The organism is Streptomyces sp. NPDC029526, from assembly GCF_040637405.1.
Lineage (GTDB): Bacteria > Actinomycetota > Actinomycetes > Streptomycetales > Streptomycetaceae > Streptomyces.
In genome coordinates this window covers 43,002-69,506 of sequence record NZ_JBEZWE010000018.1, presented here as the reverse complement: position 1 = coordinate 69,506, position 26,505 = coordinate 43,002, and the positions used below count along the sequence as shown (strand labels likewise).

Below are 26,505 nucleotides of genomic sequence, written 5' to 3'. Positions count from 1 at the left end.
CCTACGACCGGTGCCCTCACGTACGGCCTCTCCCACCGGTGCCCCCGGCCCCCGCGACGTGCGCGGGGGCCGGGGGCTCCGGTGGGTTCCGGGACGTGGCCGTCCGGTCAGCCCGTGTTGCGCAGGCCCGCGGCGACGCCGTTGACGGTGAGCAGCAGGGCGCGGGAGAGCAGCGGGTCGGCCTCCTGGCCGGCTTCGGCCGCTTCGCGGTGCCGCTTGAGGAGGGCGACCTGGAGGTAGGAGATCGGGTCGAGGTAGGCGTCGCGGATGGCGAAGGTCTGCTTCAGGACGGGGTCGGCGTCCAGCAGTTCCTGCTCGCCGGTGACGCGGAGCACCTCGGTGACGGTCAGTTCGTGCTCGGCGCGGATGGTGTCGAAGATGTGCTTGAGCTCGTCGGGGACGAGGGTGTCGACGTAGTGGCGGGCGATCCGCAGGTCGGTCTTGGCGAGGGTCATCTCGACGTTGGAGATGAAGTTGCGGAAGAAGTGCCACTGCTGGTGCATCTCGTCGAGCACGGTGTCGAGGCCGGCCTCGCGCAGGGCCTTCAGGCCGGAGCCGACGCCGAACCAGCCGGGGACGATCTGGCGGGACTGGGTCCAGCCGAACACCCAGGGGATGGCGCGCAGTCCGTCGAGGGAGACGCCGGAGCCGGGGCGGCGGGAGGGCCGCGAGCCCAGGTGCAGGTCGGCGAGCTGGTCGACGGGGGTGGAGGCGAGGAAGTAGGCGGGCAGACCGGGGTCCTCGACGAGCTTGCGGTAGGCGGTGTGGGCGGCGTCGGAGACGACGTCCATGGCGGCGTCCCAGCGGGCGAGGGCCTCGTCGGACTGGCGGGGCGCGGTGTGCAGGGCGGACGCCTGGAGGGTGGCGGCGACGGAGAGTTCGAGGTTCTCCCGGGCGAGGGCCGGGATGAGGTACTTGTCGGAGATGACCTCGCCCTGTTCGGTGACCTTGATCTCGCCTTCGAGGGTGCCCCAGGGCTGGGCGAGGATGGCGTCGTGGGTGGGGCCGCCGCCGCGGCCGACGGTGCCGCCGCGGCCGTGGAAGAGGCGCAGGCGGACGCCGTAGCGGTGGGCGACGTCGCGCAGGCGGCGCTGGGCGCGGTGGATCTCCCACTGGCTGGTGGTGATGCCGCCGAACTTGGAGGAGTCGGAGTAGCCGAGCATGACCTCCTGGACGTCGTCGCGCAGGGCGACCAGGCGCCGGTAGGAGGGGTCGGCGAGCATGTCCTCCAGGATGGTGTCGGCGGCCCGGAGTTCGTCGGTGGTCTCCAGGAGGGGGACGATGCCGATCTTCGCCCAGCCGGCGTGGAGGTCGATGAGTCCGGCCTCGCGGGCGAGGACGGCGGCGGCGAAGACGTCGTCGGCGCCCTGGCACATGGAGATGATGTAGGACTCGATGACCTCGGGTCCGAAGACCTCCAGGGCGCGCTTGACGGTCTGGAAGACGCCGAGGGTCTTCTCGCCGGCGGCGTCGACGGGGGCCGGGGTGGGGGCGAGGGGCCGGCGGGAGCGGAGTTCCTTGGCGAGCAGCTTGGTGCGGTAGTCGCGGGGCATGTCGGCGTAGCGCCAGGACTCCTCGCCGAGCCGGTCGAACAGCTGGCCGAGGGCGTGGTGGTGGGCGTCGGCGTGTTCGCGGACGTCCATGGTGGCGAGGTGGAGGCCGAAGGCGGCGAGGGTACGGATGGTGCGGGCGAGGCGGCCGTCGGCGAAGAGTCCGCCGCGGTGTTCGCGCAGGGACGTCTGGATGATCCGCAGGTCGGCGAGGAGGCCCTCGGTGCCGAGGTAGTCGCGGCCGGGTTCGTGGGGGGTGCCCTGGGCGAGGCGGAGCTTGGTGTTCTCCAGCTTCTGGCGGATGCAGGTGGCCTTGAGCCGGTAGGGCTCTTCGGCGTTGAGGCGCTTGTAGCGGGGGCTGATGCCGGGGAGGTGGTCGAGGTCGGCCCGCAGGGAGGTGAGGAGTTCCTCGGTGGCTCCGGTGTAGCGGATGGAGTTGGAGAGGAAGCCGCGGAGTTCGTCGATCATCTCCAGGGCGTCGTTGATGCCGTGTTCGTGCTGGAGGATGAGGACGTCCCAGGTCACCTCGGGGGTGACGTTGGGGTTGCCGTCGCGGTCGCCGCCGATCCAGGTGCCGAAGGTGAGGGGGCGGGTGTCGTCGGGCAGGACGACGCCGGCGCGTTCGAGTTCGGCGGTGAGGTCCTCCAGGACCTCGCCGACGGCTCCGGCGTGGAGTTCGTCGAGGTAGTAGATGGCGTTGCGGGCCTCGTCGGCGGGTTCGGGGCGGACGACGCGCAGTTCGTCGGTCTGCCAGACGAGGTCGATGTTCTCGGCGAGGCGGGTGTCGAGGCGGCGCCGGTCGGAGGCGAGGACGGGGGTGTCGAGGAGGGCTGCGATGCGGCGCAGCTTGTTGAGGACGGAGCGGCGGGCGGCCTCGGTGGGGTGGGCGGTGAAGACGGGCCGGATGTTGAGGTGCCGGACCGTGGCGCGCAGGTGTTCGGGGTCGGCGTCCTTGAGGCGGTCGGCGGTGCGGGCCAGCAGGCCGCCCTCGGCGGCGCGGCGGGCGCGCAGTTCGCGGCCGCGGTGCACCTGCTCGGTGACGTTGGCGAGGTGGAAGTAGGTGGAGAAGGCGCGGACCAGCTTGGCGGCCGTTTCCAGCTCGGTGCCGCGCAGGAGTGCGGCGGCGGCCTCGCCGTCCTCGCGGGTGAGTCGGCGGACCTTCTCGACGAGGTCGAGGAGTTCGGGGCCCTCCTGCCGGACGAGGGTCTCTCCGAGGAGGTCACCCAGTCGGCGGATGTCGGCACGCAGCTCGCTGCTCGTCGTGGCCTGGTCGTCGGCACTGCTCACAGGTGCGGCTCCTTGCAGTGTGTGAAGCTCAGCTGGAAGGGCCCGGACGTCGTCCCGTGCGGGGCTGCCGCTTAGGGGGCGGGCATCCGGGAACAAGTTCAGAGCGGACCGCGCTGTCCGACCGGTCTCCAGGATAGGTGTCGGGTCGGACGCGCTGGGCCACGGGCTCTTGCCGCGGGGCGGCACACTGCCATACTTACGTCGGCGTAGGTTACGGGACCGTAGGAAGTTCGCGGTGCCGGTCACCGGGCGCCACCCTCCATCCACACACCCCCCAGGGGACAGGTATGACCTCACGCTCCGATGTGATCGAAGAAGCTTCGAAGAAACCCCGCACGGCCGATGCCGCGCCCTCCGCCACGCTGGGCGGGGAGCGCAAGCGTTCCATCGAGCAGATCACGCTGCTGCTCTTCATCACGGTTCCGTTCCTGGCGCTGCTGGCGGCGGTGCCGCTGGCCTGGGGCTGGGGGGTGAGCTGGCTGGACCTCGGTCTGCTGGTGTTCTTCTACTTCCTCGGGTGCCACGGCATCACCATCGGTTTCCACCGGCACTTCACGCACGGCTCGTTCAAGGCGAAGCGCCCGCTGAAGATCGCGCTGGCGATCGCGGGTTCGATGGCGGTGGAGGGGCCGCTGGTGCGGTGGGTGGCCGACCATCGCAAGCACCACAAGTTCTCGGACGGTGAGGGCGACCCGCATTCGCCGTGGAAGTACGGCGAGACGGTGCCGGCCCTGCTGAAGGGCCTGTGGTGGGCGCACATCGGCTGGATGTTCGACGAGGAGCAGACGCCGCAGGAGAAGTACGCGCCCGACCTGATCAAGGACCCGGCGCTGCGGGCGGTCTCGCGGCAGTTCGTCCTGTGGACGGCGGTGTCGCTGGCGCTGCCGGCGCTGATCGGCGGTCTGGTGACGATGTCGTGGTGGGGGGCGTTCACCGGCTTCTTCTGGGGGTCGCTCGTCCGGGTGGCGTTGCTGCACCACGTGACGTGGTCGATCAACTCGATCTGTCACGCGGTCGGCAAGCGGCCGTTCAGGTCGCGGGACCGTTCGGGCAACGTGTGGTGGCTGGCGGTGCTGTCGTGCGGTGAGTCCTGGCACAACCTGCACCACGCGGACCCGACGTCGGCGCGGCACGGGGTGGAGCGGGGTCAGCTGGACTCCTCGGCCCGGCTGATCCGCTGGTTCGAGCTGGCGGGCTGGGCGTACGACGTGCGGTGGCCGTCACGCTCGCGTATCGATTCCCGCCGCACCGGTGCGGAAGGCGGCTCCCGGCGCGGGAAGGAGCCGGCCGAGGCGGCATGATGGTCGCTGTGGCGACCGACTCGAGCACTCCCAGCAATGACAAGCCGCGGCGGACGCGCCGCACCCGGATGACCGGTGCCGAGCGCCGCCAGCAGCTGCTGGAGATCGGCCGGACGCTGTTCGCGGCGAAGGGTTTCGAGGGCACGTCGGTGGAGGAGATCGCGGCGAAGGCCGGGGTCTCCAAGCCGGTGGTGTACGAGCACTTCGGCGGCAAGGAGGGCCTGTACGCGGTGGTCGTGGACCGCGAGATGCGGCGCCTGCTGGACATGGTGACCGGTTCGCTGACGGCCGGGCATCCGCGGGAGCTGTGCGAGCAGGCGGCGTTCGCGCTGCTGGACTACATCGAGGAGTACACGGACGGGTTCCGCATCCTGGTGCGGGACTCCCCGATCCCGCAGTCGACGGGGTCGTTCGCCTCGCTGATCTCGGACATCGCCACCCAGGTGGAGGACATCCTGGGCCGCGAGTTCAAGAGCCGCGGTTTCGATCCGAAGCTGGCGCCGCTGTACGCGCAGGCGCTGGTGGGGATGGTGGCGCTGACCGGCCAGTGGTGGCTGGACGTGCGCCGGCCGAAGAAGGCGGAGGTGGCCGCGCACCTGGTGAACCTGGCGTGGCACGGGCTGGACGGCCTGGAGCCGAAGCCGCGGCTGATAGGTCACCGGAAGAGCTGAGGGGGCGCCGGTGGTCAGCCGGTGCCTTCCAGGACTTCCAGCCGGTTGCCGACCGGGTCCTCTCAGGAGGAGCGGCGGCGGCCCGGGAGGCCGTCGTCCCAAGTGATGGTCACGCCGTGGGCGGCCGGCCGGGCCGCCCAGGCGTGGAGGGCCGTCACCCGCAGACCGGGGTCGGCCTTCCGCGCGGGCCGGAAGGCGCGCAGCCGTTCCTCGGAGCCGGGCGGGGCGGCGAGCCGCACGTGATCGACGGCGGCGGGCATCACGCCTCCTTGACGGCGACGACGAAGACGCGGCGGAAGGGGAACGCGGTGCCGTGGGGGCCGGCCGGACAGGCGGCCCGCAGGGCCGTCCGGTACTCGGCGACGAAGGCGTCCCGGGCCTGCGGGTCGTCGGCGAGGGCGGTGAGCACGGGCCGCAGCCCGGTGCCCTCGACCCAGACGAGGACGGGGTCCTCCCCCTGCAGCAGGTGCACGTACGTCGTCTCCCACGCGTCGGTCGCGCAGCCCAGGGCGGTCAGCCGCGCCAGGTACGCCTCGGGGCGGAGGACCGCGTCGTCGTGGCGCAGGACGCCGGACAGCCGGTCGCGCCACCGCGGGGAGCCGGCCAGGTCGCGCATCAGGGTGTGGCTGGGGGCGTCGAAGTTGCCGGGCACCTGGAAGGCGAAGGTGCCGCCGGGGGTGAGCGCGTCGATCCAGTCGCGGAACCGCTCGGTGTGGCCGGGGACCCACTGCAGGGTGGCGTTGCTGATGATCAGGTCGCAGGGGTGCTCGGGCGTCCAGGTCCGGGCGTCGGCGTGGGCGACGTCGAGGCGGCCCCCGCCCGGGGTGGGGCCGGCGTGGTCGGCGCGGGCGCGGTCGAGCATCTCGGGTGAGGTGTCGTAGCCGGTGACGTGGGCCGCGGGCCAGCGGGCGGTGAGCAGGGCGGTGGCGTTGCCGGGGCCGCAGCCGAGGTCGGCGATGCGGGGCCGCTCGGAGGGCAGGGCGGGGACGCGGGCGAGGAGGTCGGTGAAGGCGCGGGCGCGGTGGCCGGCGTGACGCAGGTACGGGACGGGGTCCCAGGCGGGGGTCGTCGCGGGCACGGTGCCTCCCGGTGGCCGGTGGTCTTCCGTCCAGCGTCACCCACCCAACATCTCGGCGTCAAGATGCTTGATATCAAGAGACTTCACGTCGACACAACCACTACACTGATCGTCATGGAGGACGAGGTCGATCGGCTGGTCGCAGCGTGGCGCCGGGAGCGCCCGGACCTCGACGTGGAACCGCTCGAAGTGCTCAGCCGGGTGAGCAGGCTCGCCCGGCACCTGGACCGCGCCCGTCGGCTGGCGTTCGCCGAGCACGGCCTGGAGCCCTGGGAGTTCGACGTGCTGACCGCGCTGCGCCGCGCCGGCACCCCCTACCAGCTCTCCCCCGGGCAGCTCCTCACCCAGACGCTCGTCACCTCCGGCACCATGACCAACCGCATCGACCGGCTCGCCAAGAAGTGCCTGGTGGAGCGCCTCCCGGACCCCAGTGACCGGCGCGGCGTCCTGGTCCGTCTCACCGACGTCGGCCGCGACCGCGCCGACCAGGCCCTGGCCGGGCTGCTGGCGCAGGAGCGTGCCATCCTCGCGGAGCTGTCCACCGCCCAGCGCGCCGAACTGGCGGCCCTGCTGCGGCAGCTGACCGCCCCGTTCGACAACATCCCCGGCTGACCGGCGGCCCGCCGCGCGACCGGAGGGGTGCACCGTCAGGCGCTGCTGCTCTCCTCCCGGACGCGGGCCGGCGGGCCCAGGTCGGCGGGGCCGACGCCCGCGCGGCGGGCCAGGGCGACGGCGGCGAGGGTGGAGTGGACGCCCAGTTTGCCGAGGACGTTCTGCATGTGGGTGCGCACGGTGTGCGGGGACAGGTACAGGCGCTCGGCGACCGCCTTGCGCCCCAGGCCGGCGACCATGCACCGCAGGACCTCCCGCTCGCGCGGGGTGAGCGACTCCACCAGCCGTTCGCTCTCGGTGCGGTGCTTGCGGGCCGCGGTCAGCTCGCGCAGCACGCCGGTGAGGAGCGCGGGCGGCAGGTGCGTCTCGTCGCGCAGCACGCCCCGCACGACGGTGAGCAGTCTGCTCAGCGAGCAGTCCTTGGCCACCCAGCCCGAGGCCCCGGCCTGGAGGGCGAGGGCGGCCCGGCGCGGGTCGTCCTTGTCGGCGAGGACGACGGTACGGACCTGGGGGTGGGCCGAGCGCACGCCGCCGACCAGCGCGATCCCGTCCACGAGGCCGTCCTCGTCGCCGTCCTGCACGGGTACGGCGGGACGGCCGCCCGGTGCTCCGCCGCCCAGGTCGGCGTCGACGAGCAGCACGTCGAACCGGCGGCCCTCGGCGGCGGCGCGTTCCAGGCAGCGCAGGGCGGCCGGACCGCTGCCCGCAGCGGACACGTCGACGTCGGGTTCCGCCGCCAGGGCCGCGGCGAGCGACTCGGCGAAGATGCGGTGGTCGTCGACGACCAGGACTCGGATGCGAACCACGAAACCCCCTTCCCCTGGCTCTCCGTAGAGCAGGGGATTACCCCGGCGCCGGGAGACGACACCGCCGGCACACGACGAGAAGCCCTCGCTCCGTCGCGCGGGGACGCCGGACGGACCGCCGCGGGACCCGCCCGGCCGCTGCCGCGCGGTGACCGCACCTGCCGCCCGGGCGTCGTGCCCGGCTGTCCCGCTCTCCGACCGGCACCGGCCCCCACCGGCGCTGTGCTTCAGAGTACGGGCGGGCGCCGGGAGCGGAAGGAGATTTGCAGAACTGGCGCTCCCGCGCGTTTATGGTGAGCCCCATGTTTCGTCTGGAGACAGAAGTCGACAAGGCACGACGTGATCTGCTCCGCAGACGGCTCAGGGACACCAACACGGCGGCCTCCCCGGTGCTGCGCGCGCTGCGCGGGACCCCCGGCGAACGCGCGTCGGCTTTGCACGTGTGGGTGATCGACTCCGACGACGCGCTGGCCGGCGGTCTGGTCGGCCACACCTGGGCGACGTGGCTGCACGTGACGTACCTCTGGGTCGACGCCCGGCACCGCGGGGCGGGCATCGGGTCCCGCATCCTGGCCGAGGCCGAACGCCTCGCGGTCACCGAACGGGGGGCCCGGCACGCCCGGGTGGAGACCTGGGACTTCCAGGCGCCGGACTTCTACCGCCGACGCGGCTACGAGGTGGTGTGCGCGATCCCCGACTACCCGCCGGGGATCACCGAGTACACGCTGACCAAGCCCCTGCGCTGAGCGGGGTCACCGCAGGCGGCGGGCCCCCTCGGAGGGCACCGCCTCGAAGGTGCGCGGCGCGGTGAGGCCGGCCGCGGCGAAGGCCTCCTCGACCGCCTTGGTGACGGCGGGGACGGTGTCCTCGTCGGTGAGGACGATGGCCGAGCCGCCGAAGCCGCCGCCGGTCATCCGGGCGCCGAGGGCACCGGCGGACAGGGCGGTCCGGACGGTCAGGTCGAGTTCCGGGCTGGAGACCCGGAAGTCGTCGCGCAGGGAGGCGTGCCCCTCCACCAGGACGGGCCCGATGGCCCGGGTGTCGCCCGCCCGGAGCAGCGCCACCACCCGCCGCACCCGCTCGTTCTCCGTCACGACGTGGCGGACCAGCCGGCGCACCTCCTCCTCGTCGCCGAGCCGGGCGAGCGCCGCGTCCAGCTCGTCGTGCGGGATGTCGCGCAGCGCGTCGACGCCCAGCAGGGCGGCGCCCCGCTCGCAGCCCTCGCGGCGCCGGCCGTACTCGTTCTGGCTGTGGCTGTGCTCGACACGGGTGTCGACGACGAGCAGGCGCATGCCCTCGGCGGCCAGGTCGAAGGGGATCTGCCGCCGGGTCAGGTCGCGCGTGTCGAGGAACAGCGCGTGGCCGGCCTCGCAGCAGGCGGACGCGGTCTGGTCCATGATGCCGACGGGTGCGCCGACGTAGGCGTTCTCCGCGCGCCGGCACAGCAGGGCGAGGGCGCCGCCGTCCAGGCCGAGGCCGTAGAGGTCGTTCAGGGCGAGGGCGACGGACACCTCCAGGGCCGCCGAGGAGGACAGTCCGGCGCCCGGCGGGACCGTGGAGGACAGGTGGACGTCGGCGCCGGTGACCGGGTGGCCGGCCTCGCGCAGCGCCCAGACCACGCCGGCCGGGTAGGCGGTCCAGGTGCGGTCGGTGCCGGGGGCGAGGTCGTCGACGGCGATCTCGGTGACGGGGGCGCCGATGTCGGCGGAGTGCAGGCGCAGCAGGCCGTCGGTGCGGGCGGAGACGGCCGCCGTGGTGCGGTGGGGCAGGGCGAACGGCATGACGAAGCCGTCGTTGTAGTCGGTGTGCTCGCCGATCAGGTTGACCCGGCCGGGCGCCGCCCACACCCCGTCCGGCTCGGCTCCGTACAGCTCGGTGAAGCCCTGCGTGACCTGCTCTGTCGCCATCACTGCTCCCTCGTCAGGTGCTGTGCGAACTCCCACGCGTCCCGGACGATCGCGGCGAGGTCGGTGCGGGTGGGGGTCCAGCCCAGCCGGGCGCGGGCGGTGTCGGCGGAGGCGACGAGGACCGCGGGGTCGCCGGCCCGGCGGGGGGCGACGACCTCGGGGACGGGGTGGCCGGTGACGCGGCGGACGGTCTCGACGACCTCGCGGACGGAGAAGCCGTTGCCGTTGCCGAGGTTGCACACCAGGTGCTCGCCGGGGACGGCGGCGTCCAGGGCGAGCAGGTGGGCCTCGGCGAGGTCGGCGACGTGGATGTAGTCGCGGACGCAGGTGCCGTCGGGGGTGGGGTAGTCGTCGCCGTAGACGGAGACGGCCTCGCGGCGGCCCTGGGCGACCTGGAGGACGAGGGGGATCAGGTGGGTCTCCGGCTGGTGCCGCTCGCCGTAGGCGCCGTGGGCGCCGGCGACGTTGAAGTAGCGCAGCGAGACGGCGCCCAGGCCGTGGGCCGCGGCCTCGGAGGCGATCATGTGGTCGACGGCCAGCTTGGAGGCGCCGTAGGGGTTGGTGGGGCGGGTGGGCGCGGACTCGGTGACGGGGATCCGGTCGGGTTCGCCATAGGTGGCCGCGGTGGAGGAGAACACCAGCCGCCGCACGCCCGCCTCGCGCATCGCGCCGAGCAGGGCCAGGGTGCCGCCGACGTTGTTGTCCCAGTACTTCTCGGGCCGGACGACCGACTCGCCGACCTGGGAGAAGGCAGCGAAGTGCAGGACGGCGTCGAAGGAGGGGTCCAGCCACTTGGCGGCGTCGCGGATGTCGCCCTCGACGAAGGCGGCCCCGGCGGGGACGCCGGCGCGGAAGCCGGTGGAGAGGTCGTCGAGCACGACGACCTCGTGACCGGCCGTCAGCAGGTGGTCGGCGACGACGCTGCCGACGTATCCCGCGCCCCCGGTGACCAGGTATTTCCCGCTCATGAACTCGCTACCTCCCGCAGTCGCTGGGCCGCCCGTTCCGGCGGCACGTCGTTGATGAACACGTTCATGCCGGATTCGGAACCCGCGAGGAACTTCAGCTTGCCGGAGGTGCGGCGGACGGTGAAAAGCTCGAGGTGCAGGGCGAAGTCGTCGCGGGTGAGCCCGTCGGACTCCACCGGTCCGCGGAACGGTGCCTGGTGCCAGGCGGCGATGTACGGCGTGGGCGGTTCCGCCTCGCCGAAGATGCGGTCGAAGCGCCCCAGCAGTTCCAGGTAGACGCGGGGGAACTCGGCGCGGGCGGCCTCGTCCAGGGCGAGCAGGTCGGGCACCCGCCGCTTGGGGTAGAGGTGCACCTCGTAGGGCCAGTGCGCGGCGTACGGCACGAAGGCGGCCCAGTGTTCACTCTCCAGGGCGACCCGCTCGTCGGCGAGTTCGCGGCGGAGCACCACGTCGAAGAGGTTCTCCCCGCCGGACGCCCGTTTGTGTGCGGCCACCTGGCGGAGCATCAGGGCGGTCCGGGGGGTGGTGAAGGGGTAGGCGTAGATCTGCCCGTGCGGGTGCTGGAGCGTGACACCGATCTCGGCGCCCCGGTTCTCGAAGCAGAAGACCTGTTCGACGGAGGGCAGGTGCGACAGCTCGGCGGTCCGGTCGGTCCAGGCGTCCAGGACGAGGCGGGCCTGCCGCTCGCTCAGGTCGGCGAAGGAGGCGTCGTGGTCCGAGGTGAAGCAGACGACCTCGCAGCGCCCCGAGTCGCCGGCCAGGGACGGGAAGCGGTTCTCGAAGACGACCACGTCGTAGGAGCTGTCGGGGATCTCGCTGAGCCGGTCCCCGCGGGAGGGGCACAGGGGGCACTGGTCGGCGGGCGGGTGGTAGGTGCGGGCCTGGCGGTGGGAGGCGATGGCGACCCGGTCGCCGAGCAGGGGGTCGTGGCGGATCTCGGAGGTGGTGACGGTGGGAGCGAGGGGGCGGCGGTCGGGCGCGTCGCGCACGGTGGCGTCGCTGAGGTCGTAGTAGATGAGCTCACGACCGTCGGCCAGTCGGGTCGAGGTCTTCTTCACGCCGGACGCTCCATTCGGGCCGCTCGGATCGGGACGCCAGTCTCACCGTCTCTTCCAACAGAACCCAACGTACCAAAACACAACCCCTCAGACCTGCTCAACATCACAATCAAACAAAGACCACCATCAGAAGTGTTCATTTTCTGAACGCAGAGGCGTAGGTTCCGCCACGTATCGGTTCGCGCAACGAAGCGAGTACTCATGCACACCCCCACATCCCCCGCCCTGCTCGCCGCCGAGCTGCGGCTGCCGACGAACTGGCTCGACTACACGATCCTCGGGATCTACTTCGTGGTCGTCCTCGGCATCGGCTTCGCCGCCCGCCACTCGGTCAAGACCAGCCTGGACTTCTTCCTCTCCGGACGGTCCCTGCCCGCCTGGATCACCGGCCTGGCGTTCATCGCCGCCAACCTGGGCGCCACCGAGATCCTCGGCATGGCCGCCAACAGCGCGCAGTACGGCGTCTACACCACGCACTGGTACTGGATCGGCGCCATCCCCGCCATGGTCTTCCTGGGCCTGGTGATGATGCCCTTCTACTACGGCAGCAAGGTCCGCTCGGTCCCCGAGTTCCTGCTGCTGCGCTTCGACAAGTCGGCCCACCTGCTCAGCGCGATCCTCTTCGCGGCGGCCGCGATCCTGATCGCCGGGGTGAACCTCTACGCCCTCGCCATCGTCGTGGAGGCCCTGCTGGGCTGGCCCCAGTGGGTGTCCATCGTCGTCGCCGGGTTCTTCGTGCTCGCCTACATCACCCTCGGCGGCCTCTCCTCGGCCATCTACAACGAGGTGCTGCAGTTCTTCGTCATCCTCGCCGCGCTCATCCCGATCACCGTGCTCGGCCTGAAGAGCGTCGGCGGCTGGGACGGCCTGTCCGACTCCCTCACCGCGGCACGCGGCGACAACTTCATGACCGCCTGGGGCGGCACCGGCATCGGCAGCGACAACCCGCTGGGCGCCAACTGGCTGACCATCGTGCTCGGCCTGGGCTTCGTCCTCTCCTTCGGCTACTGGACGACCAACTTCGCCGAGGTGCAGCGCGCGCTGTCCGCGAAGAACCTCTCCGCGGCCCAGCGCACCCCGCTCATCGCCGCCTTCCCGAAGATCTTCATCGTCTTCCTGGTGATGATCCCGGGCCTGGTCGCCGCCGTCCTGGTCCCGCAGATCGGCACCGCCGGGTCGGACCTGCAGTACAACGACGCGATCCCCTACCTGATGCAGCAGCTCCTGCCCAACGGCGTGCTCGGCATCGCGGTGACCGGTCTGCTGGCCGCGTTCATGGCGGGCATGGCGGCGAACGTGTCCTCCTTCAACACCGTCTTCACCGCCGACATCTGGCACCGGTACGTGGTCAAGGACCGCGAGGACTCCTACTACGTCCGCTTCGGCCGCCTGATCACCGCCATCGGGGTACTCGCCTCGATCGGCACGGCCTTCCTGGCCTCCTCGTTCTCCAACATCATGGCCTACCTCCAGACGCTGTTCTCCTTCTTCAACGTGCCGATGTTCGTGGTGTTCATCATCGGCATGTTCTGGAAGCGCGCGTCGATGAAGTCCGGCTTCTGGGGGCTGCTCGCCGGCACCACCGCCGCGATGGTGAACTACTTCGTGTTCTACAAGCAGGGCGTCATCGGCATCCCCACCGACCAGGGCGCCAACTTCGTCTCGGCGATCGCCGGCTTCGTCGCCGGCGGCGTGGTCATGGTCGCGGTGTCCCTCTTCACCGCGCCGAAGCCGGCCGAGGACCTGGAGGGCCTCGTCTACGGCACCCGTTCCCCGGGCATGGCGGAGCCGCCGGCCGAGGGCGACGACGCCTGGTACCGCAAGCCCGCCCTGCTCGGCTGGGGCGCGGTGATCCTGGCCGCCGCCTGCTACATCCCGTTCTCGTTCTGATCACGTCCCGGCCGGGCAGGTGATCACGCCCGGCCGGGGAGATGGAGAGACCATGTCCGAGCACTACTCCGACCGTGACCTGCAGCGGGAGATCTCCGAGCTGGAGGCCAAGTCCACCACGGCCGCCCGCCTCTTCGACATCCGCCGCATCATCGGCATCCTGTTCGTCGTGTACGGGGTCATCGTCACGATCGCGGGCATCGTGGCGTCCGACGAGGACATCGACAAGGCGGAAGGCGTCAACATCAACCTGTGGACGGGGCTGGGGATGCTCGTCCTGGGCCTGCTGTTCCTGCTCTGGCTGAAGCTGCGGCCCACCGCCCCGCCCCCGCCGGACGTCCTGACGGACGACGACGGTACGCCCGGCGGTGCGCAGGGGGCCGGTGAGGCCGGCGGACCCGGCGGACCCGGCGGCCCCGGGAAGGGCTGAGCGGACCCGTCGCGACGGCGGGGTCGGGCGGCGGACACGCCGGGCCGGCCCCGCCGTCCCCGTGCGGGCCCTGCCTCGCCGTGCGGGCCCTGCCTCGCCGTGCGGACCCCGCCTCCGCCCATGCGGGCCCCGCCGTCCCGCCTCCTGCCGGCCGGCGGTGGCCGCTCAGGGCTCCCGGGACGGCTGGGCGGCGGGCCGCAGCGGCCCGGCCCGGTCCAGCAGGCCGGTGCGGGCCGCCAGCGCCGCCGCCTCCAGCCGGGAACCCACCCCCAGCTTCATCAGGACCCGCTGGACGTGCGTCCGGGCCGTCGACGGGGCGATGTTCATGCCCGCCGCGATCTGCCGGGTGTCCTCGCCCTCCGCGACCCGGACCAGCACCTCCACCTCGCGCGGGGTCAGCATCCGCAACAGCCGCTGCCCCTCGTCGTCCGGCTGCGCCGCCGGGTGGAGCAGCTCCCCGAACGCCCCCTGGAGCAGTTGCGGCGCCACTGCGGCCTCCCCGGCGCGCGCCTTCATGATCGCGCGCTCGACCGTCTCGATGCGCTCGTCGTGCCGCACGTAGCCGGACGCCCCGGACGCGAACGCCGCCGCGATCCCGCGCGGACTGGGCACCGGGCCCAGGACCAGCACCGCCACCTGCGGCCGCTCCCGCTTGATCTTCACCACCGGGTCAAAGATGCCCGGCTCGGCCGGTGCCGCCGTGCCCAGCAGGCACACCTCCGGTGCCCGGCTGATCACCAGGTCCGCGGCCCCCGCCACGGGCGCCGCCGCGGCCAGCACCCGGTGCCCCCGCAGCTTCAGCGCCGAGGCCAGCGCCTCCGCCAGCAAGCGGTGGTCGTCGACCACCATCAGCCGTACTGCCATCCGACAACCCCCCAAGTCCCCCACCGGACACCCACGCACACCCGCGACGCCCCCGCGCCCATCCCCTGGATGCCCCCGGAAGCTACACGCTTGTTCGACGTCGCGCTTCCCCTACCGGCGAGAATCGCCCCGGATCACCGAAATTCTCTCATTCGCAGGCGTAGGGCACCGGATGCGCGGTACGCGCACGGCCCCGTCCCTGAGCGGGGACGGGGCCGTGGGGCGGAGGACCGGAACCGATCAGCCGGTTCCGAACGCGACCACCAGGTATTCCTTCCTGCTGCTCTCGTAGTCACTGGCGTACACGGCCGACATGTAGAGCCGTCCGTCCGAGAACAGGATCTCCGAGTACTCGGGCAGCATGCCCGTCTCGGCGTCGCGCACCGCCTTGTCCGACGGGTTGCGCAGCAGCGTCGTCGACTTGAACGAGCCGCCGTCGATGCTGACGATCTCGCCGCCCTTGTCGTACGGGGGCCGCTTGTAGGCGATGATGTCGGCGCCGTCCATGCGCAGCGGGGTCAGCGTGTAGCCGTCGCCCGCGTCGGCCCGCTCGCCGGTCTGCTTGCCGGTGGCCAGGTCGATGGCGACGACCTCGTTGGTGTCGCTGTACTCGCCGCTTCCCTCGTGCTCCTCGGTCGCGATGTACAGCTTGTCCTGGCCGACGGCGAGCCCGGAGCACTTCTCGATCTTGGTGATGCCGTCGCAGCGGGCCGCGTAGTCGTCGCCGGGGGCGGAGATGCGGGCGCGCAGCTTGCCGGTCTTGTTGTCGATGGAGAAGAAGTCGGAGATCCCGCTGCCGTCGCCGGCCGAGTCGCCGACGTCGGCGGCCACGACCAGCGGGTCGGTGGACACCACGCTCGCGTACTCGATGCCCTCGCTCATCTTGTACTCGGTGACCACCTTGCCGGACTTCGGGTCGATGGTCTGGATGTGCAGCTGGCGCTGCGAGTACGGGCCGCACTTGCGCACGGCGACGAGCTTCGCGCCGCCGCCGTAGCCGGAGTCGTAGCAGGAGTCGGACGGCTTGGGCGCCCACAGCTGCTTGCCGCCGTTGATGTCCCAGGCGGCGCCGCCGCTGGTGCTGCCCGCGGCGACGGTGTCGCCGCTGACGGTGACGTTGTTGAAGCTGATCGGCCGGGTGCCCGCCTTGGCGGTCTTGCTCCACAGCTCCTTGCCCTCGTCCAGGTCGATCGCCGCGACCTCGGTGCAGGACTGCGGCTCGGACTTGGTGGGCATCTCGGGCTTGTAGACGATCGCCGTCCTGTTGTCCTCGGTGGCGTGCCTGCTGGCCTCGCACACCGGACCGGGCAGCTCGATGGTCCACAGCTTGGTGCCCTTGTCGCGGTCGTAGCCGACAATCTCGGCGATGCCGCTCTTGGCGTACACCTTGTCGGTGAGCCAGGAGCCGGCGGTGACGATGGTGCTGCTGTCCTTGGGCGGCTTCGGCGACGGCACCTGGAACAGGACCTTGGAGGAGGGGTCGTCCGGGGCCTTCTCGGAGCCGGAGGTGCCGCCGCTCGTGCCGCCGGTGTCGCCGCCCTTGTCGTTCTTGCCGGCCTTGTCGCCGCCCTCCTCGGCGGTGGTCTGCTTGTCGTCGTCCTTGACGTTCGCGTAGAGGACGCCGCCCCCGATGATCAGGGCGATGGCCGTGACCGCCGCGACGATGATCGCCAGCTGGGCGTTGACCTTGCGGCCGCCGCCCGGCGGCTGGGCCTGCGGCTGCATCGGCACGGTGGCGTGCGGGTAGCCGTAGCCGGGCTGGCCGTAGGGGCCCGGCTGCTGCGGCTGGCCGTAGGGCGCGGTCTGGCCGTAGCCGGCCGGCGGCGTCGGGTGACCGTACGGGCCCGGCTGCCCGCCCGGGTAGCCGTAACCGGCCGGGGGCTGCTGCGGGTAGCCGTAACCGGGGCCCTGCGGAGGCGTCGGCGGACCGGCCGGAGGTGCCGGCGGGCCGGCCGGGGGCGGGGCCTGCGGGTAGCCGTAGCCGGGCTCGGGTGCCTTGGTGAGGTCCGGGCCGGCCGGGGCGGCGGGCGGCTGCGCCGGCGGGGCGGGCTGGGCGGCCGGCTGGTCCGGCTGCTGCTCGGGCTGTGCCTGCTCCGGCTGCGGGGCGTCCGCGGGCGGTTCCGGCTGCGCCTGCGCGGAGGACTGCTGGTCCGGCTGCGGCGCTGGGTCCTGCGGCGGGCCGAATCCCGGCTGCTGCGGGGGCTCGTTGGGCGGCTGGGGCGGCTGGGTCATGACGGGAACACCTCGGTGACGGGGACGGGCGACGGGGAAGTGACCGGACGGAGCGAGGGCGCCGGCCTCCGTCGGCCGACGCTCCTCGCCGCTGTCACGCGCCTCACTTGCCGTAGGCGAGCATCAGCTTCTCCTTCGCGTCGTCATTGCCGGACAGCCGCGTGGTCGAGATGTAGAAGCGCCCGTCGACCCAGTCGACGGTCTTGTTGTAGAAGCCGTTCTCGATCCGCGCGACGCCCTGCGGGTTCTGCATCAGCTTGACCGGCTTGTGGCTGCTGCCGGTGAGCGGGATGGACACGACCTGGCCGCCCGCGTCGTAGGACGGGTCCACGTAGGCGATGAGCTTGCCGCCCTCCACCTTGACGGGCCGCATCGGCTCGCCGACGGGGGACTTCACCCGCCACTTCTCCTTGCCGGTGGCCAGGTTGACGGCGACGATCTCGTTGGCCCCGGTGCGGGCCTCGGTGGGCAGGTAGAGCGTGTCGGCGTCGGCGGCGACGCCCTCGCAGCCCTCCAGGTTCCGGGCGAGGACGGCCCAGCCGCACTGGGGGGCGAAGTCCTCGTCGAAGCCGACCTGGGAGCGGAACTTCCCGCTGGACGTGAAGGTGGAGATGTTCCACGCCTTCTTGTCGTTGTTGGTGCTGTAGATGACCACCGGGTCGACGGAGTAGGCGCGCGAGATGCGCCAGCCCTTGTCGAACTTCTGGGTCCACTTCACCTTGCCGGTCTTCGGGTCCAGCTCGCGCAGCTCGTCGTGCTCGTTCTTGCCGCCGGCGCCGCACGAGGCGACCTGGAGCAGCTTCTTGCCGCCCGCGAAGGCGGTCGGGAAGCAGGCGTCGCCGTACTTCTTGCTGTCGAACAGCTTCTTGCCGCTGTTGACGTCGTACGCGGTGCCGGACTGCGAGCGGCCCACCATGAGGGTGTCGCCCGCCAGGGACATCTCGATGGAGGTCGCGCTGTCGAACAGGGCGCCGTCGGCGACCTCCTCGGACCAGCCCTTCTCACCGGTCTTCAGGTCGACCTGCTGGAGCTGGTTGCACTTGGCGCGGCTGCTGCTGCCGCTCATGGAGGCCACGACGATCTTGTCGTCGTCCGTGGTGCCCTTGGTGACGGCGCAGATCTTCTCCGGGAAGGTCAGCTCCTCCCAGGCGGGGCTGCCGTCGGCGACCTTGTACGCGAAGAGCTGCTTGTAGGCGGCCTTCACCGCCGTGTCGCCGGTGATCCACATGCCGGGGGCCTCGGCGCCGGAACCGGGGGCGTCGGGCGCCTCCTTGTACCAGAGCACCTTGGACTCGCCCGCCTGGCGGCCCGCGTTGAGGTCCTCGGGGTCGGAGTCGCCGTCGCCGCTGCCGTCGCCGGGGTTGACCGGGTCGTCGGAGGCGGTGGGCTTGGGGTCGTCGCTCTTGCCGGCGACGGGCTTCTTGTCCTTCTTGCCGTCGTCGTCACCGCCGACCAGGGCCCAGGTGGTACCGCCGGCGACGAGCAGCGCCGCCACCGCGGCAGCGATGATCATGGCCGGTCTGCCCTTGAACGGGTTGCGCGAACCGCCCCCGCCGGGCGGGGTGCCGGGCGCACCGGGGAACTGCGGCTGCGGGTATCCGTAGCCGGGCTGACCGTAGGGACCGGGCTGCTGCGGCTGGCCGTAGGGGCCCGACTGGTAGGGCCCGGGGGCGTAGGGGCCGGGCTGCTGCCCGTAGGGTCCCGCCTGCTGCGGGGGCTGCTGCGGGTAGCCGTACCCGGGCTGCGGCGCACCCGACGGCGGGCCCTGCGGAGGCGGCGGCGTCGGGGGCTGCCCCTGCGGGGGCAGCGGTGTCCCGGGCGGTCCGAAGCCCCCGGCGGACTGCGGATCCTGCGGCGCTCCGAAGCCACCCTGCGGCGGCTGGTTGGGCGGCTGAGACATCAGCGCGTTCCCCCTTACTCACTGATTTTTAGCCACGCCCTGAGGTAGCGATGAACCCAGAGTCGTATTCAGACGTGCAGACGGGCCCTTTCTATCACCCGGCACCGACACGTCACCGGGCCGCGTCCGCCCCTGTTCCCAAGGGAGGACCGGCCCGTGATGCCCCCGTTACGCGCCTTCACCGCCCCTTCACGACCCGCGCGCCCCGTGCGCGCGCCCCGGGGCGCGCGGTCAGGCGTCCTCGGCGAGTTCCAGCCACCGCAGCTCCAGCTCCTCGCGCTGACCAGTCAGTTCCCGCAGCTCGGCGTCGAGTTCGGCCACCTTCGCGAAGTCGGTGGCGTGCTCGGCGATGGCCGCGTGCAGCGCGGTCTCCCGCTCGGACACCTTGTCCAGCCGGCGTTCGATCTTCTGCAGTTCCTTCTTGGCAGCGCGCTGGTCGGCGGCGCTGCGCTCCGTCGTCGTGGCCGGGGTCACGGCGGCCGGGGCGGGTGACGCGGAGGCGGCGGCCTCCTCCATCCGCCTGCGGCGCTCCAGGTACTCGTCGATGCCGCGCGGCAGCATCCGCAGGGTGCCGTCGCCGAGCAGGGCGAAGACGCGGTCGGTGGTGCGCTCGATGAAGAACCGGTCGTGGGAGATGACGATCATCGAGCCGGGCCAGCCGTCGAGGAGGTCCTCGAGCTGGGTGAGGGTCTCGATGTCGAGGTCGTTGGTGGGCTCGTCGAGGAAGAGCACGTTGGGCTCGTCCATGAGCAGCCGCAGCAGCTGGAGCCTGCGCCGCTCACCGCCGGACAGGTCCCCGACCGGCGTCCACTGCTTCTCCTTGCCGAAGCCGAAGGTCTCGCACAGCTGCCCGGCGGTCATCTCGCGCCCCTTGCCGAGGTCGACGCGTTCGCGGACCTGCTGCACGGCCTGCAGGACCCGCCAGGTGGGGTCGAGTTCGGCGACCTCCTGGGAGAGGTAGGCCAGCTTCACGGTCTTGCCGACGCGGATGCTGCCCCCGGCGGGCTGCACGGCGCCCTCGCTGCGGGCGGCCTCGGTCAGCGCGCGCAGCAGGGACGTCTTGCCGGCGCCGTTGACACCGACCAGGCCGACGCGGTCGCCGGGACCGAGCTGCCAGGTGACGTGCCGGAGCAGCACCTTCGGTCCGGCCTGGACGGTGACGTCCTCCAGGTCGAAGACCGTCCTGCCCAGCCGGGACGAGGCGAACTTCATCAGCTCGCTGGTGTCCCGGGGCGGCGGCACGTCCTTGATCAGCTCGTTGGCGGCCTCCACCCGGAAGCGCGGCTTCGACGTCCGCGCGGGGGCACCGCGGCGCAGCCAGGCCAGCTCCTTGCGGACCAGGTTCTGCCGCTTGGCCTCCTCGGTGGCGGCGATGCGCTCGCGTTCGGCGCGGGCGAAGACGTAGTCGGAGTAGCCGCCCTCGTACTCGTAGACGTCGCCGCGCTGCACGTCCCACATGCGGGTGCAGACCTGGTCGAGGAACCACCGGTCGTGGGTGACGCAGACGAGCGCGGAGCGGCGGGTGCGCAGGTGCTCGGCGAGCCAGGCGATGCCCTCGACGTCGAGGTGGTTGGTGGGCTCGTCGAGGACGATCAGGTCCTGCTCCTCGATGAGCAGCTTGGCCAGCGCGATGCGCCGCCGCTCACCGCCGGACAGCGGTCCGATGACGGTGTCCAGGCCCTTGGGGAAGCCGGGCAGGTCCAGCCCGCCGAACAGGCCGGTCAGCACGTCCCGGACCTTGGCGTTCCCGGCCCACTCGTGGTCGGCCAGGTCCCCGATGACCTCGTGGCGGACGGTCGCGGCGGGGTCGAGGGAGTCGTACTGGGTGAGCACGCCGATGCGCAGCCCACCGGAGTGCGTCACCCGGCCCGTGTCGGCGTCCTCCAGCTTGGCGAGCATCCGGATGAGGGTGGTCTTGCCGTCACCGTTGCGCCCGACGACCCCGATCCGGTCCCCTTCGGAGACGCCGAGCGACACCCCGTCGAGCAGCGCACGGGTGCCGTACACCTTGCTCACGTTCTCGACATTGACCAGGTTGACGGCCATTTCTCTCCTGCCCGGTGGATCGATCAGCTCTCCAGCGTAGGGCCTGACGGAGGACGCTCCGCGCGCGAGGTGACCGTCACTCGATGTCATGACGTGATCGGAAAGAGGCGACTACCTTGGTATCAGGCAGCAGGATCCCGTCCATGGGAGGAACCATGACCGCCGAGTCCGCACAGCACCGCTGCACCTGGCCGGTGCCGCCCGTGGACGGCTACACCGTGGACGACCTGTTCACCCTGCCGGATCTCCCGCCGCACACCGAGCTGATCGACGGGAGCCTTGTCTTCGTGAGTCCGCAGCGGGATTTCCACAGCATCGTCATCGACCTGTTGGTCAACGGACTTCGTCAGACTGTGCCGCCCGGGCTCAGAATCAGGCGGGAGATGACCATCGTCCTCGACCGGCGCAACGGCCCGGAGCCCGATGTGAGCGTTGTCCGCACCGACGCGATCACCGGATCGGGCCAGACGCGCTACGCGGCGAAGGACGTGCTGCTCGCCGTCGAGGTCGTCTCGCCGGACTCCGAATCACGCGACCGCACCACCAAGCCGCAGAAGTACGCGGTTGCGGGCATCCCGAACTTCTGGCGCGTCGAGGAGAACGGTACGAGCGGCAGGCCCGTCATCCACGTCTACGAACTGGACCCGCTCACCCAGGCGTACGTGCACATGGGCATGCACCGCGACCGCATCAAGGTCGACAAGCCCTACTCCATCGACATCGACCTGACCGCCGTCGACGAGCTCTGAGCCGCTCCCCTCAGAGAACCGTCGCCCCGGGGACCGGCCCCGCCGCCGTGCGGACCGTGCGGCAGCTGTCCGAGGTGCGCAGGGCGGCGGCGATCGACACCGCCGCGTCCGCGTCCCGCGCCAGGAACGCCGTCGTCGGGCCCGAGCCCGAGACCAGGCAGGCGAGTGCTCCCGCCGCGCGCCCCGCCGCCAGCGTGTCCGCCAGTTCCGGGAACAGCGACAGCGCGGCCGGCTGGAGGTCGTTGGATACGGCGGCGGCGAGGGCGTCCGCGTCGCCCTTGGCGAGGGCGGCGATCAGGTCCTGCGAGGCGGTGGGCGCGGGGATGTCCCGGCCCTCGGCCAGCCGGTCGAACTCGCGGAACACCGCCGGGGTGGACAGCCCGCGCGGGGCCATCGCGAACACCCAGTGGAAGGTGCCGCCGACCTCCAGCTCCGTCAGCCGCTCGCCCCGCCCGGTCCCGAGGGCCGCCCCGCCGACCAGGCTGAACGGCACGTCGCTGCCCAACTCGGCGCAGATGCCGAGGAGTTCCTCGCGCGAAGCGCCGGTGCCCCACAGCGCGTCGCAGGCGAGCAGCGCGCCCGCGCCGTCCGCGCTGCCGCCCGCCATGCCGCCGGCGACGGGAATGTCCTTGGCGATGTGCAGGTGCACGTCGGCCGGGCGCCCGTACCGCTCGGCGAGGGCGACGGCCGCCCGGGCGGCGAGGTTCGTGCCGTCAAGGGGGACCTGCCCGGCGTCGGTGCCCTCGCACGTGACGCGCGGACCGCCGGGCGACGGGGTGGCGGTGACCTCGTCGTACAGGCCGACGGCGAGGAAGACGTTGGCCAGGTCGTGGAAGCCGTCGGGCCGGGCCGCGCCGACCGCGAGCTGGACGTTGACCTTGGCGGGGACACGGACGGTGACGCCTGCGCTCACGCGGCGGACTCCTTGCTCGGGGCGTGCTCGGCGATCCGCGCGAACTCCTCGACGGTCAGCGACTCCCCGCGCGCCTGCGGGGACACACCCGCCGCGACCAGGGCGGCCTCGGCCGCCGCGGCCGAGCCGGCCCAGCCGGCGAGGGCGGCCCGCAGGGTCTTGCGGCGCTGCGCGAAGGCCGCGTCGACGACGGCGAAGACCTCCCGCCGGGAGGCGGTGGTCTTCAGCGGCTCGGCCCGGCGGACCAGGGACACCAGTCCGCTGTCGACGTTGGGGGCGGGCCAGAACACGGTCCGGCCGATCGCGCCGGCCCGCTTGACCTCCGCGTACCAGTTGGCCTTGACCGAGGGCACGCCGTACACCTTCGAGCCCGGCGCGGCGGCGAGCCGGTCGGCGACCTCCGACTGGACCATGACGAGGGTGCGTTCGATGCTCGGGAACGTCTCCAGCATGTGCAGCAGCACGGGCACGGCGACGTTGTAGGGCAGGTTGGCGACCAGCGCCGTCGGGGCCGGACCGGGCAGCTCGGTGACGTGCATCGCGTCGGAGTGGACCAGCGCGAACCGGTCGGCGCGCTCGGGCATCCGGGCCTCGACGGTGGCGGGCAGGGCGGCGGCCAGCACGTCGTCGATCTCGACGGCGGTGACCCGGTCGGCGGCCTCCAGCAGGGCCAGGGTGAGCGAACCGAGCCCCGGGCCGACCTCGACGACCACGTCGTCGGGGCGCACCTCGGCGGTGCGGACGATGCGGCGGACGGTGTTGGCGTCGATGACGAAGTTCTGGCCGCGCTGCTTGGTCGGCCGTACACCGAGGGCCGCCGCGAGGTCGCGGACGTCGGCGGGGCCCAGGAGGGCGTCGGGGGTGGGGCTGGTCACGGGACAAGGGTACGGGGCGCCGGGACCGCCCCGGTCACGCACGGGGGCCGGAGCGGTGGCGGGGGCGGGGGCGGCCCGGTAAGCGCGGGGCGGGGGCGGGTGTACGCGGCGGGGATGGGTGTGGGCGCGGCGCGGGAGACCGGCGGTCGGCTGCCGGGCTCGCGGGCGTTCAGTCGTGCAGATGGGACCCGCAGTGCGGCCACGGGCCGGTGCCGCTGCGGGCGTACAGCTGCTGCGCGCGGTGCGTCTGCTCCTCGGCCGGGGCGTCCTGGGGCCGGCCCCGGCCGCCCAGACCCTGCCAGGTGCGGGTGTCGAACTGGTACAGCCCGCCGTACGTCCCGGAGGCGTCCACCGCGTCGGGTCGGCCGCCGGACTCGCAGAGCGCCAGCCGGTGCCAGGCGAGCCGTCCGGCCGGGGCGGGTGCCGTGCCGGTGCCGACCCGCACCTGCTGCGGGCGGGGCTCGCGGACCACCTCGGCGTGCAGCCTGCGCGGCTTCTGCCGGACCCCGTTGACCGTGCGCAGCGCGTACGTGACCCGGCGGACGCCCGGCCGGCCGGGCCGGTCGACGACCTCCGTGCCGCGCGGCAGGGAACGGTCCTCGACGCGCACCTCGTCGAACGGGACGAGCTCGTCGCGCACCTCCCGGCCGTCGGTGACCCGCAGCACGGTGACGGTCTGGCCGTCGCGCGGGAAGCTGCCGGGGTCGACCGAGAGGGTGTCCTGGCCGCGCAGCCCGACCCCGGCCCGATCGACGGCCTCGCGCACCGTCGCCGCGTTGGTGCGGACGGTGCGGGCCCGCCCGTCCGCCAGGACCGTCACGGTGCGTTCGGTGCGCACCTCCAGAGCGAGGCCCTCCCGCCCGATCCGGCGGGAGCGCGAGGTGGACAGGCGGGCGCCCTCCGCGCGCACCCCGAGCTCGCGCAGCGCCCCCTCGACGGTGTCGGCGGTGGTCCACACCTCGCGGCGGCGGCCGTCCAGGGTGAGCACCAGGGGCCGGCCGTGGCGGACCTCGACCTCGTCGCCGTGGCCGAGTTCGGCGCCGGGCCCGGGAGTCACCACGTCGTGCGGGCCGACCCGTACGCCCTCCTCGGCGAGGAGTTCGGTGACGTCGTCGGCGAAGGTGTGCAGGGTGCGGGTCCGGCCGTCGACGTCGAGCCGTACCGCCTTGTCCTCGGCGACGAAGGCGGCGGTGCCCCCGGCCAGGAACGCGACGACGAGCGCCCGCGGCAGCAGGCGGCGCATGCTGTCCGCACGGTCGGCGCAGCGGGCGCGGCGCCGGTGCGCGGACCGGCGGCCGGGGCCGGGGCTGCGACCGGGACCCGGACCGGGACCGGGACCGGGGTTCGTGTCCGGTGCGCCCCCGGCGCCGGGACCGGGGTCCGTGTCCGCTGCGCCACCGGCGCCGAGGACGGCCATGGCCCCGGTGCCGACAACGGTCTCCGCCCAGGGGCTGATGGCGGTCCCGGCCCCGGAGCCCGGAACGGTCTGCGCCCAGGCGCCGGGGGCGGCCCCGGCCCCGGTGTCGAGCAGGGTGGGCGGACCGTACGGGTACGGCCCGCCGGGGAGGCCGTACCCGACGGTCTCCGCGAGGTGCAGGGCGTCCCCGGGGGTCGTCCGAGGGGCCGCGCCGTGCGCGGGGTGCGTCTCGAACCGCGCGTTGCTCACGCCGACACGCTCCAGGGTCAGAGGGGTCCGGTCGAACTCCCGCAACGTAACCGAGCGCCGGTCACTCTCCCAAGCGACGCGACCACGGAACGTGTGCGCGAGCACCGCCCCTCGATCGCCCGGTCAGTAGCCGAACGCGCGTGCCGTGTTGGCGCCGAGCGCCGCCGCCATCGTGTCCTCGTCGATCCCCCGCACGGCCGCCATGGCCCGCACGGTCACCGGCACCAGATAGGGGGCGTTGGGCCGCCCCCGGTGGGGCACCGGGGTGAGGAACGGGGCGTCGGTCTCGACCAGCACCAGGTCGAGCGGGGCGACGGCGAGGGCGTCGCGCAGGTTCTGGGCGTTCTTGAAGGTGACGTTGCCGGCGAAGGACATGAAGTACCCGGCGCGAGCGCAGATCTGCGCCATCTCCGCGTCCCCCGAGTAGCAGTGGAAGACGGTGCGCTCGGGGGCGCCCTCCTCCTTCAGCACGCGCAGGACGTCGGCGTGCGCGTCGCGGTCGTGGATCACCAGGGCCTTGCCGTGCCGCTTGGCGATCTCGATGTGGGCGCGGAAGGACCGTTCCTGTGCCTCCTTGCCCTCGGGTCCGGTCCTGAAGTAGTCCAGTCCCGTCTCGCCGACCCCCTTGACCTGCGGCAGCGCGGCCAGCCGGTCGATCTCGGCGAGCGCCTCGTCCAGCGCCGCGTCGCCGCCGGGTTCCCGCGCCCCCTGCCGGGACCAGCCGTCGGGGTCGCCGTGCACGATGCGCGGGGCCTCGTTGGGGTGGAGGGCGACGGTGGCGTGCACGGCCTCGTGCGCCGCCGCCGTCTGTGCCGCCCAGCGGGAGCCGTTGACGTCGCAGCCGACCTGTACGACCGTCTCCACGCCCACCGAGGCGGCCTTGGCGAGCGCCTCCTCCACGGTCCCGGACTGCATGTCGAGGTGGGTGTGGGAGTCCGCGACCGGCACCCGCAGGGGTTCGGGGAGCGGCGGGGCGGCGTTCTTGTCGGTGGCGTCGGCAGGCATGCCCCCGATCCTACGGAAGGGCGCGCCACTGCCTGCCGGGCCTCAGTAAACGCCCCGGCCGGGCCTCAGTGGGCACCCCGGCCCGGGCCTCAGTGGGCGCCCCGCAGGGAGCGCAGCAGGCCGGCCAGGTGCCAGGAGTGCTGCAGGTGCTCCCTGCTCCGCTGCCCGGGCTTCGGCACCTCGGCGGGGCCGTCGGCCGGCGTCCGGTGGCCGACGGGGCCGGTGCCCCGGGCGGAGGCGACCCTGGCGGAGGCGACGCGGCCGGGGCGCAGGATCCGCACCAGGTGGCCGCCGCAGTTGCCGCACGTCGGCCGGCTCAGCGGCGAGGGCACGACGGCGCCGTTCGCGACGTAGACGAGCAGGTCAGCGCCGTCGGCCCGGGTGTGGTGCTCGATCTCGTACGTCTCCTCCCAGCCGAACCCGCACCGCATGCAGGCGAAGGAGTACGACTCGTCGACGACGGCGGTGGCACCTGCGCGCAGCCCTTGCGGCTGCCCTGCGTTCCCAGTCATGCCCGCTCCTGTCGGTCCGCTCGAGGGCCGGATCCGTTCCTGTCTCCAGTGGACTCCTCGGCGGACTCGGAAGCACCCGGCCTGTGAAGTGTTGGGAGCGATTTGGGCGTTCCTTGCCTGAACGGCCGGTCCCCTTGGCGAGCCCGTGGGGCGACGGGGAGAAACCCGTGGGGCGAGCGGCCGGG

At 72.7% G+C, this 26,505-nt stretch carries 23 protein-coding genes; 7 read left to right on the top strand and 16 right to left on the bottom strand.

Translation table 11 applies throughout. The features are described 5' to 3' along the window. Positions 1 to 107: 107 nt before the first annotated feature. Positions 108 to 2,837, bottom strand: a complete 2,730-nt coding sequence (ppc, locus tag AB0F01_RS26920) for a phosphoenolpyruvate carboxylase (protein WP_362100837.1) — start codon at positions 2,835 to 2,837, stop codon at positions 108 to 110. Positions 2,838 to 3,124: 287 nt separating this feature from the next. Between ppc and AB0F01_RS26915 the strand changes: the two genes are divergently transcribed. After that, on the top strand, positions 3,125 to 4,138 hold the full coding sequence (locus AB0F01_RS26915; RefSeq protein WP_362100834.1) for a fatty acid desaturase: 1,014 nt from the start codon (positions 3,125 to 3,127) through the stop codon (positions 4,136 to 4,138). Next, the gene (locus AB0F01_RS26910) at positions 4,135 to 4,809 is read left to right on the top strand and encodes a TetR/AcrR family transcriptional regulator (protein ID WP_362100831.1); all 675 of its coding nucleotides are present in this window, start codon (positions 4,135 to 4,137) and stop codon (positions 4,807 to 4,809) included. Before AB0F01_RS26915 ends, AB0F01_RS26910 begins: the two co-directional genes overlap by 4 nt. A 62-nt stretch (positions 4,810 to 4,871) precedes the next feature. On the opposite strand, the gene AB0F01_RS26905 is transcribed toward AB0F01_RS26910, so the two are convergent. Both AB0F01_RS26905 and AB0F01_RS26900 read right to left on the bottom strand, forming a co-directional pair. Further along, positions 4,872 to 5,069 carry a hypothetical protein gene (locus tag AB0F01_RS26905; protein WP_362100828.1) on the bottom strand — a complete coding sequence of 66 codons (198 nt, stop codon included), beginning with the start codon at positions 5,067 to 5,069 and terminating at the stop codon, positions 4,872 to 4,874. Continuing rightward, positions 5,069 to 5,887 (bottom strand): trans-aconitate 2-methyltransferase, encoded by an 819-nt coding sequence (locus tag AB0F01_RS26900; protein WP_362100826.1) that lies wholly within the window; start codon positions 5,885 to 5,887, stop codon positions 5,069 to 5,071. The genes AB0F01_RS26905 and AB0F01_RS26900 overlap by 1 nt, the downstream gene beginning before the upstream one ends. 114 nt (positions 5,888 to 6,001) lie before the next feature. Between AB0F01_RS26900 and tamR the strand changes: the two genes are divergently transcribed. After that, positions 6,002 to 6,499: a MarR family transcriptional regulator TamR gene (tamR, locus tag AB0F01_RS26895; RefSeq protein WP_362100824.1), complete on the top strand. Its 498-nt coding sequence runs from the start codon at positions 6,002 to 6,004 to the stop codon at positions 6,497 to 6,499. A gap of 35 nt (positions 6,500 to 6,534) precedes the next feature. On the opposite strand, the gene AB0F01_RS26890 is transcribed toward tamR, so the two are convergent. Then, a complete protein-coding gene (locus AB0F01_RS26890; RefSeq protein WP_362100821.1) occupies positions 6,535 to 7,305 on the bottom strand; it encodes a response regulator transcription factor in 771 nt (256 codons plus the stop codon). A gap of 290 nt (positions 7,306 to 7,595) precedes the next feature. Here AB0F01_RS26890 and AB0F01_RS26885 point away from each other — a divergent pair, with 290 nt between their 5' ends. Further along, positions 7,596 to 8,051 (top strand): GNAT family N-acetyltransferase, encoded by a 456-nt coding sequence (locus AB0F01_RS26885; protein WP_362100818.1) that lies wholly within the window; start codon positions 7,596 to 7,598, stop codon positions 8,049 to 8,051. 6 nt (positions 8,052 to 8,057) lie between these two features. Here AB0F01_RS26885 and galK read toward each other — a convergent pair whose 3' ends face one another. From galK to galT, 3 genes are read right to left on the bottom strand one after another with little or no spacing between them, the layout of a single operon-like run. Next, positions 8,058 to 9,212, bottom strand: coding sequence for a galactokinase (galK, locus tag AB0F01_RS26880; protein WP_362100816.1), 1,155 nt, complete (start codon positions 9,210 to 9,212; stop codon positions 8,058 to 8,060). Then, positions 9,212 to 10,180, bottom strand: coding sequence for a UDP-glucose 4-epimerase GalE (galE, locus tag AB0F01_RS26875; RefSeq protein WP_362100813.1), 969 nt, complete (start codon positions 10,178 to 10,180; stop codon positions 9,212 to 9,214). Before galE ends, galK begins: the two co-directional genes overlap by 1 nt. Beyond that, positions 10,177 to 11,238 (bottom strand): galactose-1-phosphate uridylyltransferase, encoded by a 1,062-nt coding sequence (galT, locus tag AB0F01_RS26870; RefSeq protein WP_362100811.1) that lies wholly within the window; start codon positions 11,236 to 11,238, stop codon positions 10,177 to 10,179. Before galT ends, galE begins: the two co-directional genes overlap by 4 nt. A 201-nt stretch (positions 11,239 to 11,439) precedes the next feature. Here galT and AB0F01_RS26865 point away from each other — a divergent pair, with 201 nt between their 5' ends. Next, complete coding sequence (locus AB0F01_RS26865; protein WP_362100808.1) at positions 11,440 to 13,128, top strand: sodium:solute symporter family protein; 1,689 nt, start codon at positions 11,440 to 11,442, stop codon at positions 13,126 to 13,128. A gap of 52 nt (positions 13,129 to 13,180) precedes the next feature. After that, positions 13,181 to 13,558 carry a hypothetical protein gene (locus AB0F01_RS26860; protein ID WP_362100806.1) on the top strand — a complete coding sequence of 126 codons (378 nt, stop codon included), beginning with the start codon at positions 13,181 to 13,183 and terminating at the stop codon, positions 13,556 to 13,558. A gap of 165 nt (positions 13,559 to 13,723) precedes the next feature. Here AB0F01_RS26860 and AB0F01_RS26855 read toward each other — a convergent pair whose 3' ends face one another. The 4 genes from AB0F01_RS26855 to AB0F01_RS26840 form a co-directional block, all read right to left on the bottom strand. Further along, positions 13,724 to 14,422, bottom strand: a complete 699-nt coding sequence (locus tag AB0F01_RS26855; protein WP_362100804.1) for a response regulator transcription factor — start codon at positions 14,420 to 14,422, stop codon at positions 13,724 to 13,726. Positions 14,423 to 14,662: 240 nt separating this feature from the next. Continuing rightward, positions 14,663 to 16,654, bottom strand: coding sequence for a PQQ-binding-like beta-propeller repeat protein (locus AB0F01_RS26850; protein ID WP_362100801.1), 1,992 nt, complete (start codon positions 16,652 to 16,654; stop codon positions 14,663 to 14,665). 103 nt (positions 16,655 to 16,757) lie between these two features. Beyond that, positions 16,758 to 18,554, bottom strand: coding sequence for a PQQ-binding-like beta-propeller repeat protein (locus AB0F01_RS26845; RefSeq protein ID WP_362100798.1), 1,797 nt, complete (start codon positions 18,552 to 18,554; stop codon positions 16,758 to 16,760). Between the two features lie 231 nt (positions 18,555 to 18,785). Then, a complete protein-coding gene (locus AB0F01_RS26840; RefSeq protein ID WP_362100796.1) occupies positions 18,786 to 20,600 on the bottom strand; it encodes an ABC-F family ATP-binding cassette domain-containing protein in 1,815 nt (604 codons plus the stop codon). A 143-nt stretch (positions 20,601 to 20,743) separates the two neighbouring features. Between AB0F01_RS26840 and AB0F01_RS26835 the strand changes: the two genes are divergently transcribed. Next, the gene (locus tag AB0F01_RS26835; RefSeq protein ID WP_362100794.1) at positions 20,744 to 21,349 is read left to right on the top strand and encodes a Uma2 family endonuclease; all 606 of its coding nucleotides are present in this window, start codon (positions 20,744 to 20,746) and stop codon (positions 21,347 to 21,349) included. Positions 21,350 to 21,359: 10 nt separating this feature from the next. Here the strand turns inward: AB0F01_RS26835 and AB0F01_RS26830 are convergent, their stop codons facing one another. From AB0F01_RS26830 to AB0F01_RS26810, 5 genes are all read right to left on the bottom strand, one after another. Next, positions 21,360 to 22,262, bottom strand: coding sequence for a 4-(cytidine 5'-diphospho)-2-C-methyl-D-erythritol kinase (locus AB0F01_RS26830; protein WP_362100792.1), 903 nt, complete (start codon positions 22,260 to 22,262; stop codon positions 21,360 to 21,362). Continuing rightward, positions 22,259 to 23,137, bottom strand: a complete 879-nt coding sequence (rsmA, locus tag AB0F01_RS26825) for a 16S rRNA (adenine(1518)-N(6)/adenine(1519)-N(6))-dimethyltransferase RsmA (RefSeq protein ID WP_362100790.1) — start codon at positions 23,135 to 23,137, stop codon at positions 22,259 to 22,261. The genes AB0F01_RS26830 and rsmA overlap by 4 nt, the downstream gene beginning before the upstream one ends. 169 nt (positions 23,138 to 23,306) lie before the next feature. Beyond that, entirely contained in the window at positions 23,307 to 24,554 is a 1,248-nt protein-coding gene (locus tag AB0F01_RS26820) for a ubiquitin-like domain-containing protein (RefSeq protein WP_362100914.1), read from the bottom strand. A 372-nt stretch (positions 24,555 to 24,926) separates the two neighbouring features. Continuing rightward, the gene (locus AB0F01_RS26815) at positions 24,927 to 25,808 is read right to left on the bottom strand and encodes a TatD family hydrolase (RefSeq protein ID WP_362100787.1); all 882 of its coding nucleotides are present in this window, start codon (positions 25,806 to 25,808) and stop codon (positions 24,927 to 24,929) included. Positions 25,809 to 25,897: 89 nt separating this feature from the next. Further along, positions 25,898 to 26,320, bottom strand: a complete 423-nt coding sequence (locus AB0F01_RS26810) for a hypothetical protein (RefSeq protein ID WP_362100785.1) — start codon at positions 26,318 to 26,320, stop codon at positions 25,898 to 25,900. Positions 26,321 to 26,505 lie beyond the last annotated feature (185 nt).